Raw genomic sequence first — 13,896 nt, 5'->3', positions numbered from 1 at the left:
GTTGCACAATGACCGTCTCGCAAGCAGGCAGGTCGTTCTTTTCGAAGGATGATGTCCGCTTCGATGGCTCATGGGACAGGAGTGGACATTCTCCTCGCGACCCCATGCCGGCCATCCTTCTCGTAGACAGTTGACGACGATGATTGCGGTACAGTTTTCTTCGGACTGACGGCATCGAGCGCTTGCCGAAGGAAGCGCAGTCGGGTCGTTTCCGGATAAGCGCGCCGAAACAACCGACCCAAGATGCTCTCGATCTCATCCTCATTCGAATGGCTGCACGCAATCATCTCGCCGATACCGATCAGAACAGCGCCATGCTCTGGCAATTTGCCCGAACGCACACGATACCTGACAAGGCGCGTCAGAACCGAGCCATCGCTCTTCCAGAGCCCTCCGGCTCCGCCTTTTCGCAGCAGTCCTGTAACATAAGCTCGCTGTAGATGGTTGGCGTCTCCCGTGCCTTCGCGTCCCATCAGCCAAGCGACGGCTCTGAGGACACCGGGCGCGAGCTTTGGATCGGCTCTATCGTCCGTCATGGGTTGACCCGGAAATGTCCCGCCCTTTGGTAAGTCCATCGATGTAGAGCGCTGCGTCACGCGCCGCAGCCCCCTCCAGCCTCGATATGCAGAACGGCCATTTGCCTGCCATACGGTTCAGGCTGTTGGAAAGTAGATAGACCTCACGTTCGCCCTCGTGAGGCGTAAGCAGAAGATAACGGTCATGGAATGCCTGTCGCGGTCCATCGACCAGGTTGAGGACCGTTAGGCGACGGGCGGCATTGGGAATGCCGTCGCTTCGAAGGTCTCGCAGCACCGTTTGCAGTTCATTGAGCAGGTCTGGATTTGGTTCGTTTGTTTCCGGGTCGGATGTGAGCAGACTTGTGACGACGGTCAGATCGATGTCCAGACTCTCGAGCCGTAAAATGACCCGCTTCAGCGTATCGATCCCGAAGTAAGGATCGACGATCGTGCCGGCGCTAACGCGCGCGCCATCCAGCAAACTATTGAAGTGAGCGATGACGCCGACTTCCTCTGAAATGCCTCGTTGAAACCAGCGGTCGCTGCCTGATGGGGGCACTAGCCTATGCGTAAGCGCCCGCATGGTGGTTCGGTGGATCTCGAAGGCCGTATCGTTTTCCGCGCCGATCATCGATCGGTTCGTGGATCGCGTCCGAACTTTAGATGCGCGGTCTTGCAATTCCGATCCGAGTCCCTGCGCCGAGCGAGTCAACGGGTCGTTGATAGCGAGCGTTGGTCCCATCGCAGACATGTTGAGACCGATACGGAGAAGAAGCGAATGCTCCTCGAACTGGATCAGCATGCCTGACGGATCAAAGACAGATATCTTGTAATGATCGAACGGGACCGCTGTCACTGTCTCCGACACCGCAGGCCGTAAGGCAGTCAACTTGGAGAAAACCAGCTCCGCTCCGAGTTCCAGTTCGACATGGACCGAGCAGCCCTCACGATCTGCTGTTCTGGCACATTCGGTTGAAGGCCTCCCTGCCATCATTGATACTGGCAGATGCACGTGTCAGGTTGTAAGTCGCAAGGGGCAAGCTTTTTCCAATCATTTACGAATAAAAAGGTCGTCGATGCCCAATAGGTGGAGTTGCATGGCCATAAGCGTTACTTATCTCAAGGGTTCTCTTGATGCCTGTATTCTCTCGGCGGCGTCTCCAGCAGATGCTTGATGATCTTTCGGCTTATCTCGATCAAGAAAAAGCCCGCGATCTCGTTCAGAGGCTCGAATCGAAGAAAGTCGATCAGGCGCTGCCAGGCGAAATGGAATTGGCGATATTGTGGGCGATTTCGAACACCGGCGACATCGTCATCGAGCCGGAGTGGTGGGGTGACAACCGGCGGCCGGATGCTGTCTCCGAGACCATTGTGTTGGGCACGCAGGTTGCTGTTGAAATCGCGGCGGCCACGGATAATTCGATTTCGCCAGAAGAGGCGATGGATCGCGTTGCTCTTTCCATTACTGAGTTCTGCAACCGGCTGTCGAAGGGAGCAGGTGATCACTTCTATTTTCGTTTCGGCGAGACCACAAAACGCCTCGAGGGACGAAGCTTTCGACAAGTTCTGGCTCCTTCTGATTTTCAGTTGAGTGAAGAGCTGGGGAAGAGGTTGAGGGAATGGGTACGCGAAGATCGATTTAAGTCAGAGAAAATCACTCTAAGTGAGCCAGGGCTTTTGGTGGAGGTGGAATGGAAAAGCTATCGCCAGATCCGATACCATAACATCTGGACATCCTTGCCGCCCCAGGCTTATTCGCTCGAAGAGAACCCGCTTTTCGCGCTTCTTCGCCGAAAGGCAGATCAACTCCGCGCGGCGACAACAGGAACAGTCCGCATCATCGTCGTCGCTGATGTTGGATCGACCCTTTTGAACCGCATGGGTAAGATCGGGGAAAATGATCCGGGGGGACGAAATTTTTCCGCGCGGCAGATCATTCACCGCTTTGTCCAATTACACAGCCGGAAGATTGACGGCGTCGTGGCATTGAGTCCGAGAAAGGAGCTGCGAATGGGGAGTAGCGAACGAAAATGGGTAGCTCGGGGCTTCTATACCGAGGCCGGCGAAAATGCGTGTGTGGCGTTTGCGAAAATCCTTGAGGCTTTGCCACTTCCACGCTTCGCTGGGTATCAGGCTAGGTCGTTATTCCGTCAGGGCTGTTTTTCACCGAAGGCAATGGGATGGTATCTGGGGCTAAGCATGGAGAGTAAACTTCGAGATAGGAATGATCCGAATAGCGGGCGACAGGAAAGCGTGAGAATTCCTGCACGGATGTTCTTGGATCTTATGGCGGGACGCATCACCGAGGCACAGTTTCGGTACTTCCTCGGTGAAAGAAATGGTGAAAAAAATTTCCTCGCCAATTGGCTCGACAAGGGCCTGACAATCTCAGGTGCGGAATTGGCGCCAAGGAATCTGGACGAGGAAAACGATCACATAATCCTTCATTTCAGTGATGATCCAGTTGCTCGCCCGTTAACAGTGAAAGGATAGACTTAGCAAAGGGGAAATCTCGTGCGCGGGTAAACTGGCACCAAATCGGTCAGTTCGTCACTTGAGGTGGATGTCCGAGTTGGGGCACAATGGACCAAGTGGAAATGATTTCCGCAGATGCGCTTATTAACTAGCTGAATTTGCAAGTCTCCATAGAATCAGGCCCCCGCAACCAAATATCTTCAAGACTGTCAAAGGGCTCCGAAACAACGCGGAGCCCTTTTTGCATTCGCTGTGGTTGCTCACGACATCAATCACCCTACCTACGCCACGGCCAACTCCATCTTCGGCATTGCCATGCACCACAAAACCGTGATGATGCACAATCATTCCCCTTCGGACAAAAAACGCCGTGACCGCTGATCCCTTGCATATCCTCAAGACCGTCTATGGCTACGATGCGTTTCGCGGGCGGCAGGCTGACATCATTCGGCATGTAATGGCGGGAAACAATGCCTTCGTTTTGATGCCGACGGGCGGTGGAAAGTCGCTTTGTTACCAGATCCCGGCGCTTGCTCGTAATGGCATGGGGTTGATCGTCTCGCCGCTCATCGCACTGATGGTCGATCAGGTCGCTGCTCTGCGTCAGGCCGGTGTGCGGGCCGAAGCTCTTAATTCCGATCTTTCCCCGGAAGAGCGGCGCGCGCTTTGGCGGGATATGCGGGCCGGCAAGGTCGATATTCTTTATGCCGCGCCGGAAACCCTGCTCAAGCCTGATGTCCTCGATGCGTTGCAACCCATCGACCTGTCGCTGATCGCGGTCGACGAGGCTCATTGCCTGTCCCAATGGGGGCATGATTTCCGGCCGCCCTACCGCCAGCTAGACACGCTGATCGAGCGTTTTCCCGATACGCCGCGCATGGCGCTGACGGCGACGGCTGACGAGCCCACGCGCGCCGAAATTCTCGGTCACTTGGGGATTGAAGAGCACGATGCCTTCATTGCCGGGTTCGACCGTCCTAATATCCGCTATGCGATCATGGAAAAGGATAATCCGCGCGCGCAGCTGAAGCGCTTTCTGAAGGACCGCGACGGTGAGAGCGGTATCGTCTATTGCCTTTCTAAACGCAAGGTGGACGAAACGGCGGCATGGCTGCGGGAGGAGGGTCGCGATGCGCTACCCTATCATGCTGGCATGGACAAGGCTGCCCGCGAGGAGAACCAGACGCGTTTCCAGCACGGCGAGGCGGTCATCATTGTCGCGACCGTCGCTTTCGGCATGGGCATAGACAAGCCGGATGTACGCTTCGTGGTTCATATCGACCTGCCCGGCAGCATCGAGGCCTATTATCAGGAAACGGGCCGAGCCGGTCGTGATGGTCTGCCGTCGGACGTGCTCATGCTCTACGGCTACGAAGATATTGCCCTGCGCAATCGTTTCATCGAAGAATCTGATGCCGCGGACCAACGCAAATATATGGAGCGCCAGAAGCTCGATGCGCTGCTCGGCCTCGCAGAAACGGCCGGTTGCCGCCGGCAGGTTCTGCTCTCCTATTTCGGCGATCGGTGCGAGCCCTGCGGCAATTGCGATACCTGCGCCGAGCCGCCGGACCTGTTTGATGGGGCCATCGCCGCGCAGAAACTTCTGTCCTGTATTTATCGCACGGGTGAACGTTTTGGCCAGGCCTATGTCATTCGCGTATTGCTGGGTGTCGAGGACGAGCGGATTTCCCGCTTCGGACATGATCAAATCACCACCTACGGGATAGGCAAGGAGCATGACAACCGCACATGGCGCGCCATCCTGCGTCAGCTGGTTGCGTTACGCATGATTGAAGTGGATCTGTCGGGACATGGCGGCCTGTCCATCTCCGAGGATGGACGGCGGTTCCTGCGCGAAAAACCGGCATTGATGCTGAGGATACCATCCGCTCCCCGTTCTGCAAGGCAACAGACGCCGCGCAACACGGTATCGACGGTCTTGCCGGAATCCGATCGCAGTCTTTTTGAGGCGCTGCGTGCGAAGCGCATGGAAATTGCCCGGGCACAGAACGTTCCGCCCTACGTGATTTTCCACGACAAGACCCTCATCGAACTTGCGACGATAAAACCAGCCTCGGCGAAGGAAATGGCCGAGATTCCCGGCGTCGGAGATACCAAGCTCGAGCGCTACGGACCTGCCTTTCTGGCGGCGATCATGCAGCACGCCGCTGGCGAGTGATCGGCAGATATCCAAATTAATAGCCGAATAATAAAACCGCAGAGCGTTGCGAAGGCTCAGCCGGTCGTGTCCTTGAACAGTACGTTCTGATCGATGAGATAGCGCGAAAACAGGGGCAGGCTCGCGCCGCCGATTGCCCGCGCCTGGCTACCGACCGCACCTTCGATGATGTCAGGCACTGTGACACCCTGCAGATCGTGGTGTTTAAGGGCTAGGCGGGTGGCGGCGACGATTCTGGTTCTGACCCAATCGGGAAAACCGCCATCGATGATGACGCTCGAAAAATCGATGATGGAGGCGGCGGCAATGACGGCCTGCGCCAGCGCCGCGGCGGTTTTCCTGATCCAGCTTTCCAGCGGCTCGCCGAAATCGATCCACTCGTCCGGAGAAAACCACAGGGGGCGCGGATCGATACCCTTTTCGCGCAGCATGTTTTCCAGAACGAAGATCGACGCGATTTTCAGAAGTTGGACGGTATTGCCATCCTGCCCCTGCACCGGCAGGGGGCCGATGGCGCCGGCCGTTCCCGTCTTTCCGGAAAATAGCGCCGAATTCAAAACGACGCCGCCGCCTATGAAGGAACCGATGAAGACGTAAAGAAAATCCGGATAGTGCTGGCCTGCGCCAAAAACCAGTTCGGCGCCGCAGGCGCTGGTCGCGTCGTTCTGCAGAAAAACCGGATAGCTGACGTTTTCGGCAATTTCCGACCGGATATCGACGCCCCGCCATCTCTCCATTTCAATCTGTGGAGCACCCACTTCCTGGGCCCAGTTCCACAATTCAAATGGAGCGGCGATGCCGACGCCAGCAATTTTCTCCCGCTCCGCAGGGGAAAGCTTCGATTCCAGTTCCGTTATGCCGTCGATTACGAAGGGTAGTATCCATTCCGGAAGAGGGTAGGGATAGGTTCTGCGCAGCTTGAGCCTGATCCGGCCGACAAAATCCATCAGCACGAGATCGACGCTGCGTCGGCCGATCTTCACACCGAAAGAAAAGACGGCGTCAGGATTAAGCCGCATCGGCGTCGATGGCTGGCCGACTTTGCCGCGCAGCCTTTCACCGCGAATGAGAAGCCCGTCCTTTTCAAGCGAGCGCATGATGACCGAGACGGTCTGCGCTGAAAGGCCGCAAAGTCTTGATATCTCGGCTTTTGACAGTCCGCCGTGACGGCGAACGAGAGACAGCACGAGCCGCTCATTATAAGCGCGCACTCCGATCTGGTTGGCGCCGCCGCTTATATCCATGGTGGTGGGCGGCGCCGGCGGCGCCGTCTCGACAGATTGTCTCATAGTGTCATCCTCCCGCCCGCCCTATCCGCCGCGACCGATACAGCAGGCTTTATGGCAATCTTGCTATCGCAACGTTAAACGACGTGGCGATATTCCTCCCTGCCGCATATTAGAATGCCATAGGGAATTAATAATTCAATCGGATTTATTTATTGACAGGCGTTTCCTTTGGTGGTTCCATCTGAGCCAACGGTCGTCGATCTCGGAGGAGACGGGATCGTCGGGTAACCGTCACGGTGCTCAAATATCCATTGGGAGGATCTCATGAAGACCACTGTTTCCGCTCTTCTGGGCGCGCTTGCGCTTGGCGTTTCTTTCGCTTCCGTTGCGTCTGCGGCCGATACTTCGGTTTGCCTCATCACCAAAACCGATACCAATCCCTTTTTCGTCAAGATGAAAGAAGGCGCGACCGCCAAGGCTAAAGAACTTGGCGTGACGCTGAAATCCTATGCCGGCAAGATCGACGGCGATTCCGAAAGCCAGGTCGCTGCCATCGAGACCTGCATTGCCGATGGCGCCAAAGGTATCCTGATCACCGCATCGGACACCAAGGGTATCGTTCCGGCCGTTCAGAAGGCGCGTGATGCCGGTCTTCTGGTCATTGCCCTCGATACACCGCTCGAACCCGTCGATGCCGCTGATTCCACCTTCGCCACCGACAATCTTCTGGCTGGTGAGCTGATCGGCAAATGGGCTGCCGGTAGCCTCGGCGACAAGGCCAAGGATGCGAAAATCGCCTTCCTCAACCTGACCCCCTCCCAGCCGACGGTGGATGTGCTGCGCAACCAGGGCTTCATGAAGGGCTTTGGCATCGACGTGAAGGACATCAACAAGATCGGCGATGAAAACGATCCGCGCATCGTTGGCCATGATGTTACCAATGGTAACGAAGAAGGCGGCCGCGCGGCGATGGAAAATCTGCTGCAGAAGGACCCGACCATCAACGTCGTCCACACCATCAACGAACCTGCGGCAGCCGGTGCTTATGAGGCTCTGAAGGCGGTCGGCCGTGAAAAGGATGTTCTGATCGTTTCCGTCGATGGCGGTTGCCCGGGCGTCAAGAACGTGGCGGAAGGCGTGATCGGCGCGACCTCGCAGCAATATCCGCTGCTGATGGCGGCGCTCGGCGTGGAAGCCGTCAAGAAGTTTGCCGACACCGGTGAAAAGCCGAAGCCGACCGAAGGCAAGAACTTCGTCGATACCGGCGTGACGCTGGTAACCGACAAGCCGGTCAAGGGCCTCGACTCCATCGATACGAAGGAAGGTCTCAACAAGTGCTGGGGCTGATGCCTCACCGTTGAAACCCGCGGGGGCATTCGTGCCCCCGCCCTTGGACCAGAATGAATATCGGGCACGATCCGGGGGATCGGACAAAGGAACAAAACGAGCGCGTCACGCGTCCTGCGGGGATGGCATAGGCCGCTTCACAACACTTTGAAATCTACGCATCATTCTCTTTGGAGATAGACCCCGGTTGTCAGGGCTGGTGCGATAGAGCGATCGGGAGGAAAATCCATGAGCGATCAGCCGGTGCGGGCTCAGCCGCATAATGAATTTGAAAAAGTGCTTTCGGGAAGTTCGACGCAGGTCGCCGCTTTCGATACGCACGACAAGAGCGTGCTGGAAAAACTACAGCACTTTCTCCACTCCAGCCCGGCGGCCGTTCCGCTTATCGTTCTGGTGCTGTCGCTGATTGTTTTCGGCCTGCTTCTCGGCGGCAAGTTTTTCTCGGCCTTCACGCTGACCCTTATTTTGCAGCAGGTCGCCATCGTCGGTATTGTCGGGGCGGCGCAGTCGCTGGTCATCCTGACGGCGGGCATTGATCTGTCGGTTGGCGCGATCATGGTCCTGTCCTCCGTCATCATGGGACAGTTCACCTTCCGTTACGGTCTTCCGGCGGAACTCTCCATTCTCTGCGGCCTTGCCGTCGGCGCGTTTTGCGGCTTCATCAACGGTATTCTGGTCTCGCGCATGCGCCTGCCGCCCTTCATAGTCACGCTCGGCATGTGGCAGATCGTACTGGCGACAAACTTCCTCTATTCCGCAAACGAGACGATCCGCGCCCAGGATATCGCCCAGCAGGCGCCGATCCTGCAATTCTTCGGCGCCAATATCCGAGTCGGCAGCGCGGTCTTCACCTATGGCGTCATCGCTATGGTCCTGCTCGTCGCCCTTCTCTGGTATGTGCTGAACCGCACCGCCTGGGGTCGCCACCTTTATGCTGTGGGTGACGATCCGGATGCCGCCGAACTTGCTGGTGTCAACGTCACGCGGATGCTGACCACCGTTTACACGCTGTCCGGCCTCATCTGCGCCTTCGCTGGCTGGGCCTTGATCGGCCGCATCGGCTCGGTTTCGCCGACCGCCGGTCAATTCGCCAATATCGAATCCATCACTGCGGTGGTTATCGGCGGCCTGTCGCTGTTCGGCGGGCGTGGCTCTATCATGGGCATGATCTTCGGCGCCCTGATCGTCGGTGTCTTTTCGCTTGGCCTCAGGCTTATCGGAACAGACCCGCAATGGACCTATCTGTTGATCGGCGTCCTTATCATCATGGCTGTCGCAATCGACCAGTGGATCAGAAAGGTAGCAGGCTGATGGCAAAAGAACCCATTCTCACAGCACGCAATCTCGTCAAGCGCTACGGTCGTGTGACCGCCCTCGACCATGCCGATTTCGACCTCTATCCGGGCGAAATCCTGGCGGTGATCGGTGATAACGGCGCCGGCAAATCCTCTCTCATCAAGGCGATTTCCGGTGCGGTGACACCCGATGAAGGGGAAATCCGGCTGGAAGGCCAGCCCGTCCAGTTCCGCTCGCCGATAGAGGCGCGCAAGGCCGGCATCGAGACGGTCTATCAGAACCTCGCCCTGTCACCGGCGCTTTCCATAGCCGACAATATGTTTCTCGGCCGTGAAATCCGCAAACCCGGCATTCAGGGCAGCCTGTTCCGGGCGCTGGACCGCCCGGCCATGGAAAAATTCGCCCGCGAGAAACTGTCGGAACTCGGCCTGATGACGATCCAGAACATCAACCAGGCGGTGGAAACCCTCTCCGGCGGTCAGCGTCAGGGTGTGGCTGTGGCGCGTGCAGCGGCCTTCGGCTCCAAGGTCGTCATTCTTGACGAGCCGACGGCGGCGCTTGGCGTCAAGGAAAGCCGGCGTGTTCTGGAGCTTATTCTGGATGTGCGCTCGAGAGGCCTGCCGATCGTCCTCATCTCGCACAACATGCCGCATGTCTTCGAGGTCGCGGATCGCATCCATATCCACCGGCTCGGCAAGCGCCTGTGTGTCATAAATCCGAAGGACTACTCCATGTCCGACGCCGTCGCCTTCATGACTGGCGCCAAGGAAGCGCCGAAGGAAACGCTTGCCGCATGACGCTGAAGCTTGAAACGATCGCCGAAGACGTTCTTCGGCGGGCAGAAGGTAAATTCCGTTTTATCGTCGCCATTGCCGGTCCCCCTGGGGCCGGCAAATCCACGCTGGCGGATGCCCTTTGTGATGCTTTGCTGGCACGGGGCGAAACGGCCGCCGTCCTGCCCATGGATGGCTTCCATATGGACAATGGCATCCTTGAAGAGCGGGGGCTGCTGCCGCGAAAAGGCGCGCCGGAAACATTCGACGTGCGCGGTTTCCTCGATATCGTCTGCGCCGTCCGCAAGGGCGAGCAGGAGGTGCTTGTTCCGGTTTTCGACCGCTCCCGTGAAATCGCCATAGCGTCTGCTCGTGCGGTTGCGCCGGAAACACGCTTTATCCTTGCTGAAGGCAATTATCTGCTGCTGGACGAGGCGCCGTGGACAACTCTTTCCACAAGCTTCGACCTCACCATTTTTGTAGGGCCGTCCGTCGTGGTGCTTGAGGAGAGGCTGCGGAAAAGGTGGCTGGGCTATGGTCTCGACGAGGCCCAGATCCACGCCAAACTTTTCGAAAACGATCTTCCGAACGGAAAAAGGGTGATCGAAAACGCCCGTCCCGCCGATATCCGCATCGATATCTGGGAATAGATTAACGCTTTTCTCTCTTTGGGCGGCGGCGAGCATGTGCTGTTAAGCCTTTGTTGACCATGTGTTGAATCTTTTTGATCCACAGGGCGGGGCTTTTGTGTGTCTATTCATTGACGCGAAAATTTCCTCATATACTATATGTGGTGTTCGAGGTTCTTCCGATTCGCAAGAGTCGGGAGCTAAGACGGGAATTCGGTGCGTAACGCCATCAAAGGTGAAGCAATGCCGAAACTGCCCCCGCAACTGTAAGCGGTGAGCATCGTTCCGATTTGGGTCACTGGAGCCAAAAGCTCCGGGAAGGCCGGAATAGATGTTGTGACCCGCAAGTCAGGAGACCTGCCTTGAGCGCAAACGTCCACGGGCGGGGTGTCCGGAGGAAGGTGTATGACGCAAATGATTTGCGTGCGCCCTTTTCTGCCCCCTCCAGAACAAGCTTCGGGGTGAAGTCATGCCAGTTCATTTGTTTGAGTTGCTGCGCTCGTCGGCGTAGAGAGTGATTTTACGCGGCTAAAAGCCGCGCACGCCCACCCCAATGACAGATCCATCGCCGCCCGATTGTAATTGCAATCGGCAATGTTGAGCCGTGTCCGAAACCGGCTTCGAAAGAGGAAATCATGACCGTCACCGTTTACAGCAAGCCCGCCTGCGTCCAATGCACCGCCACCTATCGCGCTCTCGACCGCATCGGCGTCCCCTATGAGATTGTCGATATTTCCGAAGATGCGGATGCGCTCGATCATGTCCGCGGTCTCGGTTACATGCAGGTTCCGGTGGTCGTTGCCGGCGAACGCCATTGGGCGGGTTTCCGGCCGGATATGATCGGCTCTATCAGCTGAGGCGGCGGGGCGATGGGCCTGATCGTCTATTATTCCAGCCGCTCTGAAAACACCCATCGTTTCCTTCTGAAACTGGGACGGCGTCTGTTTCGCCTGCCGCTCGGCGCGGAGGAAGATGTTCCCCATGTGTCTGAGCCCTATGTGCTCGTCACCCCCACCTATGGGGGCGGCGGGACGAAAGGTGCCGTGCCGAAACCGGTCATCCGGTTTTTGAACCAGCCCTCCAACCGAAATCTTATTCGCGGCGTCATCGCGGCGGGAAACACGAATTTTGGCGCAGCTTTCGCATCCGCCGGAGATATCGTCTCGCGCAAATGCGCCGTGCCGTTTCTCTATCGCTTCGAGCTTCTCGGCACGGAGGAAGATGTCGCCAACGTCAAACATGGATTGGAACGATTTTGGACACGCTGACCTCGAGCGCCATGCGCAAGGACGCCAAACAGCCGGCAGCCGCAACCCAGAAACCGCTCGATGCGGCTCTGGACTACCACGCGCTGAACGCGATGCTGAACCTTTACGACGAGAACGGAAAGATCCAGCTCGACAAGGATCGCCTGGCCGCCCGGCAATATTTCCTCCAGCACGTCAACCAGAATACCGTCTTTTTCCATAACCTCAGGGAAAAGCTCGATTATCTGGTGACTGAGGGATATTACGAACAGGAAGTGCTGGATCAGTATTCCTTCAATTTCGTCCGTGACCTCTATGACGAAGCCTATGCCCGGAAGTTCCGCTTCCCGACCTTTCTCGGCGCCTTCAAATATTACACTTCCTACACACTGAAGACCTTCGACGGAAAACGTTATCTGGAGCGTTACGAGGATCGCGTCTGCATGGTGGCGCTGGCCCTTGCGCGTGGCGATGAGCAGCTTGCCCGCAATCTGGTCGATGAAATCATTTCAGGCCGCTTCCAGCCGGCAACGCCGACCTTCCTCAACGCCGGCAAGAAGAGCCGTGGTGAGCTGGTCTCGTGTTTTCTGCTGCGTGTGGAAGACAATATGGAAAGCATTGGTCGCTCTATCAATTCGGCGCTGCAGCTTTCCAAGCGCGGTGGCGGCGTGGCGCTGTCCTTAACCAATATTCGCGAATTCGGAGCGCCGATCAAACAGATCGAAAACCAGTCTTCCGGCGTTATTCCCGTCATGAAGCTGCTGGAAGATTCTTTTTCCTATGCCAACCAGCTTGGCGCGCGCCAGGGTGCCGGCGCGGTCTATCTGCATGCCCACCACCCGGATATCATGCGCTTCCTCGATACCAAGCGCGAAAACGCCGACGAAAAAATCCGCATCAAAACCCTGTCGCTCGGCGTGGTGATCCCCGACATCACTTTCGAACTCGCCCGCAACAATGAGGATATGTATCTGTTCTCGCCCTATGACTTGGAGCGTGTCTATGGCGTGCCGTTGACCGAGATTTCGGTCAGCGAAAAATATCATGAAATGGTTGCCGACAGCCGCATCCGCAAGAAGAAGATCAAGGCGCGCGAATTCTTCCAGGTGATCGCCGAAATCCAGTTCGAGAGCGGTTACCCCTATATCATGTTCGAGGATACGGTGAACCGCGCCAATCCGGTTGCCGGCCGCATCAGCATGAGCAATCTCTGCTCGGAAATCCTGCAGGTCAGCGAAGCGAGCGAGTTCAACGCCGATCTGTCCTATAGCCATATGGGCAAGGATATTTCCTGCAATCTCGGCTCGCTCAATATTGCTTCGGCGATGGATTCCGCCGATTTCGGCAAGACGATCGAGACCTCCATCCGGGCGCTGACGGCAGTGTCGGACATGAGCCACATCTCGTCCGTTCCTTCGGTGGAAAAGGGCAATGATGCCAGCCACGCCATCGGGCTTGGCCAGATGAACCTGCACGGTTATCTGGCGCGTGAGCGCATCTTCTACGGTTCCGAAGAAGGCGTCGATTTCACCAATATCTATTTCTACACGGTGACCTATCACGCTATCCGCGCCAGCAACCGGCTGGCGGTGGAAAGGGGCCAGAGCTTCAAGGGCTTTGAGAACTCCAAATATGCCTCGGGCGACTATTTCGACAAATATACCGACCGGGAATGGTTGCCTGCGACGGAAAAGGTGAAGGCGCTGTTTGAAAAGGCCGGCATCGCCATTCCGACGCGGGAGGACTGGGCGGTATTGAAGAAGGACGTCATGGCGTCCGGTCTCTATAACCAGAACCTTCAGGCTGTGCCACCGACAGGCTCGATCTCCTATATCAACCACTCCACCTCCTCCATTCATCCGATCGTTTCGAAGATCGAAATCCGCAAAGAGGGCAAGATCGGCCGCGTTTATTACCCGGCTTCCTATCTCTCCAATGATAATCTTGAATATTATCAGGATGCCTACGAGATCGGCCCGGAAAAGATCATCGACACCTATGCGGCCGCGACCCAGCATGTCGATCAGGGCCTGTCGCTGACGCTGTTCTTCCGCGATACGGCGACGACGCGTGATATCAATCGGGCGCAGATCTATGCCTGGAAGAAGGGCATCAAGACCATCTACTACATCCGTTTGCGCCAGATGGCGCTGGAAGGCACGCAGGTTCAGGGCTGCGTTTCCTGCACGCTCTGAATTGAGGG

At 57.0% G+C, this 13,896-nt stretch carries 11 protein-coding genes and 1 riboswitch; of the genes, 9 read left to right on the top strand and 2 right to left on the bottom strand.

Annotated elements, in window-relative coordinates:
• Positions 1–522: 522 nt before the first annotated feature.
• Positions 523–1,509 carry a VPA1262 family N-terminal domain-containing protein gene (locus ACQZ5N_RS13865; protein ID WP_448733193.1) on the bottom strand — a complete coding sequence of 329 codons (987 nt, stop codon included), beginning with the start codon at positions 1,507–1,509 and terminating at the stop codon, positions 523–525.
• A gap of 176 nt (positions 1,510–1,685) precedes the next feature.
• Between ACQZ5N_RS13865 and ACQZ5N_RS13860 the strand changes: the two genes are divergently transcribed.
• Together ACQZ5N_RS13860 and recQ are read left to right on the top strand one after the other, a co-directional pair.
• Positions 1,686–3,011 (top strand): hypothetical protein, encoded by a 1,326-nt coding sequence (locus ACQZ5N_RS13860; protein WP_448733192.1) that lies wholly within the window; start codon positions 1,686–1,688, stop codon positions 3,009–3,011.
• Positions 3,012–3,363: 352 nt separating this feature from the next.
• Positions 3,364–5,172, top strand: coding sequence for a DNA helicase RecQ (gene recQ, locus ACQZ5N_RS13855; RefSeq protein ID WP_448733191.1), 1,809 nt, complete (start codon positions 3,364–3,366; stop codon positions 5,170–5,172).
• A gap of 56 nt (positions 5,173–5,228) precedes the next feature.
• Here recQ and ACQZ5N_RS13850 read toward each other — a convergent pair whose 3' ends face one another.
• Positions 5,229–6,461 carry an ROK family transcriptional regulator gene (locus ACQZ5N_RS13850; RefSeq protein WP_020812694.1) on the bottom strand — a complete coding sequence of 411 codons (1,233 nt, stop codon included), beginning with the start codon at positions 6,459–6,461 and terminating at the stop codon, positions 5,229–5,231.
• A 264-nt stretch (positions 6,462–6,725) separates the two neighbouring features.
• Between ACQZ5N_RS13850 and ACQZ5N_RS13845 the strand changes: the two genes are divergently transcribed.
• The 7 genes from ACQZ5N_RS13845 (at position 6,726) to nrdE (ending at position 13,888) form a co-directional block, all read left to right on the top strand.
• Positions 6,726–7,748 carry a sugar ABC transporter substrate-binding protein gene (locus tag ACQZ5N_RS13845; protein ID WP_003524279.1) on the top strand — a complete coding sequence of 341 codons (1,023 nt, stop codon included), beginning with the start codon at positions 6,726–6,728 and terminating at the stop codon, positions 7,746–7,748.
• Between the two features lie 228 nt (positions 7,749–7,976).
• Entirely contained in the window at positions 7,977–9,059 is a 1,083-nt protein-coding gene (locus tag ACQZ5N_RS13840; RefSeq protein WP_448733190.1) for an ABC transporter permease, read from the top strand.
• Positions 9,059–9,841 carry an ATP-binding cassette domain-containing protein gene (locus ACQZ5N_RS13835; protein ID WP_003524281.1) on the top strand — a complete coding sequence of 261 codons (783 nt, stop codon included), beginning with the start codon at positions 9,059–9,061 and terminating at the stop codon, positions 9,839–9,841. The genes ACQZ5N_RS13840 and ACQZ5N_RS13835 overlap by 1 nt, the downstream gene beginning before the upstream one ends.
• Positions 9,838–10,467: a nucleoside triphosphate hydrolase gene (locus ACQZ5N_RS13830; RefSeq protein WP_448733189.1), complete on the top strand. Its 630-nt coding sequence runs from the start codon at positions 9,838–9,840 to the stop codon at positions 10,465–10,467. The genes ACQZ5N_RS13835 and ACQZ5N_RS13830 overlap by 4 nt, the downstream gene beginning before the upstream one ends.
• A 133-nt stretch (positions 10,468–10,600) precedes the next feature.
• Positions 10,601–10,825: riboswitch (cobalamin riboswitch) on the top strand.
• Between the two features lie 256 nt (positions 10,826–11,081).
• Positions 11,082–11,303 carry a glutaredoxin-like protein NrdH gene (nrdH, locus tag ACQZ5N_RS13825; RefSeq protein ID WP_003524283.1) on the top strand — a complete coding sequence of 74 codons (222 nt, stop codon included), beginning with the start codon at positions 11,082–11,084 and terminating at the stop codon, positions 11,301–11,303.
• 12 nt (positions 11,304–11,315) lie between these two features.
• Complete coding sequence (nrdI, locus tag ACQZ5N_RS13820; RefSeq protein WP_448733188.1) at positions 11,316–11,714, top strand: class Ib ribonucleoside-diphosphate reductase assembly flavoprotein NrdI; 399 nt, start codon at positions 11,316–11,318, stop codon at positions 11,712–11,714.
• A gap of 11 nt (positions 11,715–11,725) precedes the next feature.
• Positions 11,726–13,888, top strand: a complete 2,163-nt coding sequence (nrdE, locus tag ACQZ5N_RS13815; RefSeq protein WP_448733199.1) for a class 1b ribonucleoside-diphosphate reductase subunit alpha — start codon at positions 11,726–11,728, stop codon at positions 13,886–13,888.
• The last annotated feature ends 8 nt before the right edge of the window (positions 13,889–13,896 follow it).

The organism is Agrobacterium sp. 22-221-1 (genome assembly GCF_053522445.1).
This window is presented reverse-complemented; position numbering and strand designations above follow the sequence as displayed.

Excerpts from the sequence above, each read along its gene's own strand:
- nrdE (WP_448733199.1), top strand. The coding sequence starts at position 11,726 with ATGCGCAAGGACGCCAAACAGCCGGCAGCCGCAACCCAGAAACCGCTC.
- nrdI (WP_448733188.1), top strand. The coding sequence starts at position 11,316 with ATGGGCCTGATCGTCTATTATTCCAGCCGCTCTGAAAACACCCATCGT.
- ACQZ5N_RS13850 (WP_020812694.1), bottom strand. The coding sequence starts at position 6,461 with ATGAGACAATCTGTCGAGACGGCGCCGCCGGCGCCGCCCACCACCATG.
- ACQZ5N_RS13865 (WP_448733193.1), bottom strand. The coding sequence starts at position 1,509 with ATGGCAGGGAGGCCTTCAACCGAATGTGCCAGAACAGCAGATCGTGAG.
- ACQZ5N_RS13860 (WP_448733192.1), top strand. The coding sequence starts at position 1,686 with ATGCTTGATGATCTTTCGGCTTATCTCGATCAAGAAAAAGCCCGCGAT.
- ACQZ5N_RS13830 (WP_448733189.1), top strand. The coding sequence starts at position 9,838 with ATGACGCTGAAGCTTGAAACGATCGCCGAAGACGTTCTTCGGCGGGCA.
- ACQZ5N_RS13845 (WP_003524279.1), top strand. The coding sequence starts at position 6,726 with ATGAAGACCACTGTTTCCGCTCTTCTGGGCGCGCTTGCGCTTGGCGTT.
- ACQZ5N_RS13835 (WP_003524281.1), top strand. The coding sequence starts at position 9,059 with ATGGCAAAAGAACCCATTCTCACAGCACGCAATCTCGTCAAGCGCTAC.
- ACQZ5N_RS13840 (WP_448733190.1), top strand. The coding sequence starts at position 7,977 with ATGAGCGATCAGCCGGTGCGGGCTCAGCCGCATAATGAATTTGAAAAA.
- nrdH (WP_003524283.1), top strand. The coding sequence starts at position 11,082 with ATGACCGTCACCGTTTACAGCAAGCCCGCCTGCGTCCAATGCACCGCC.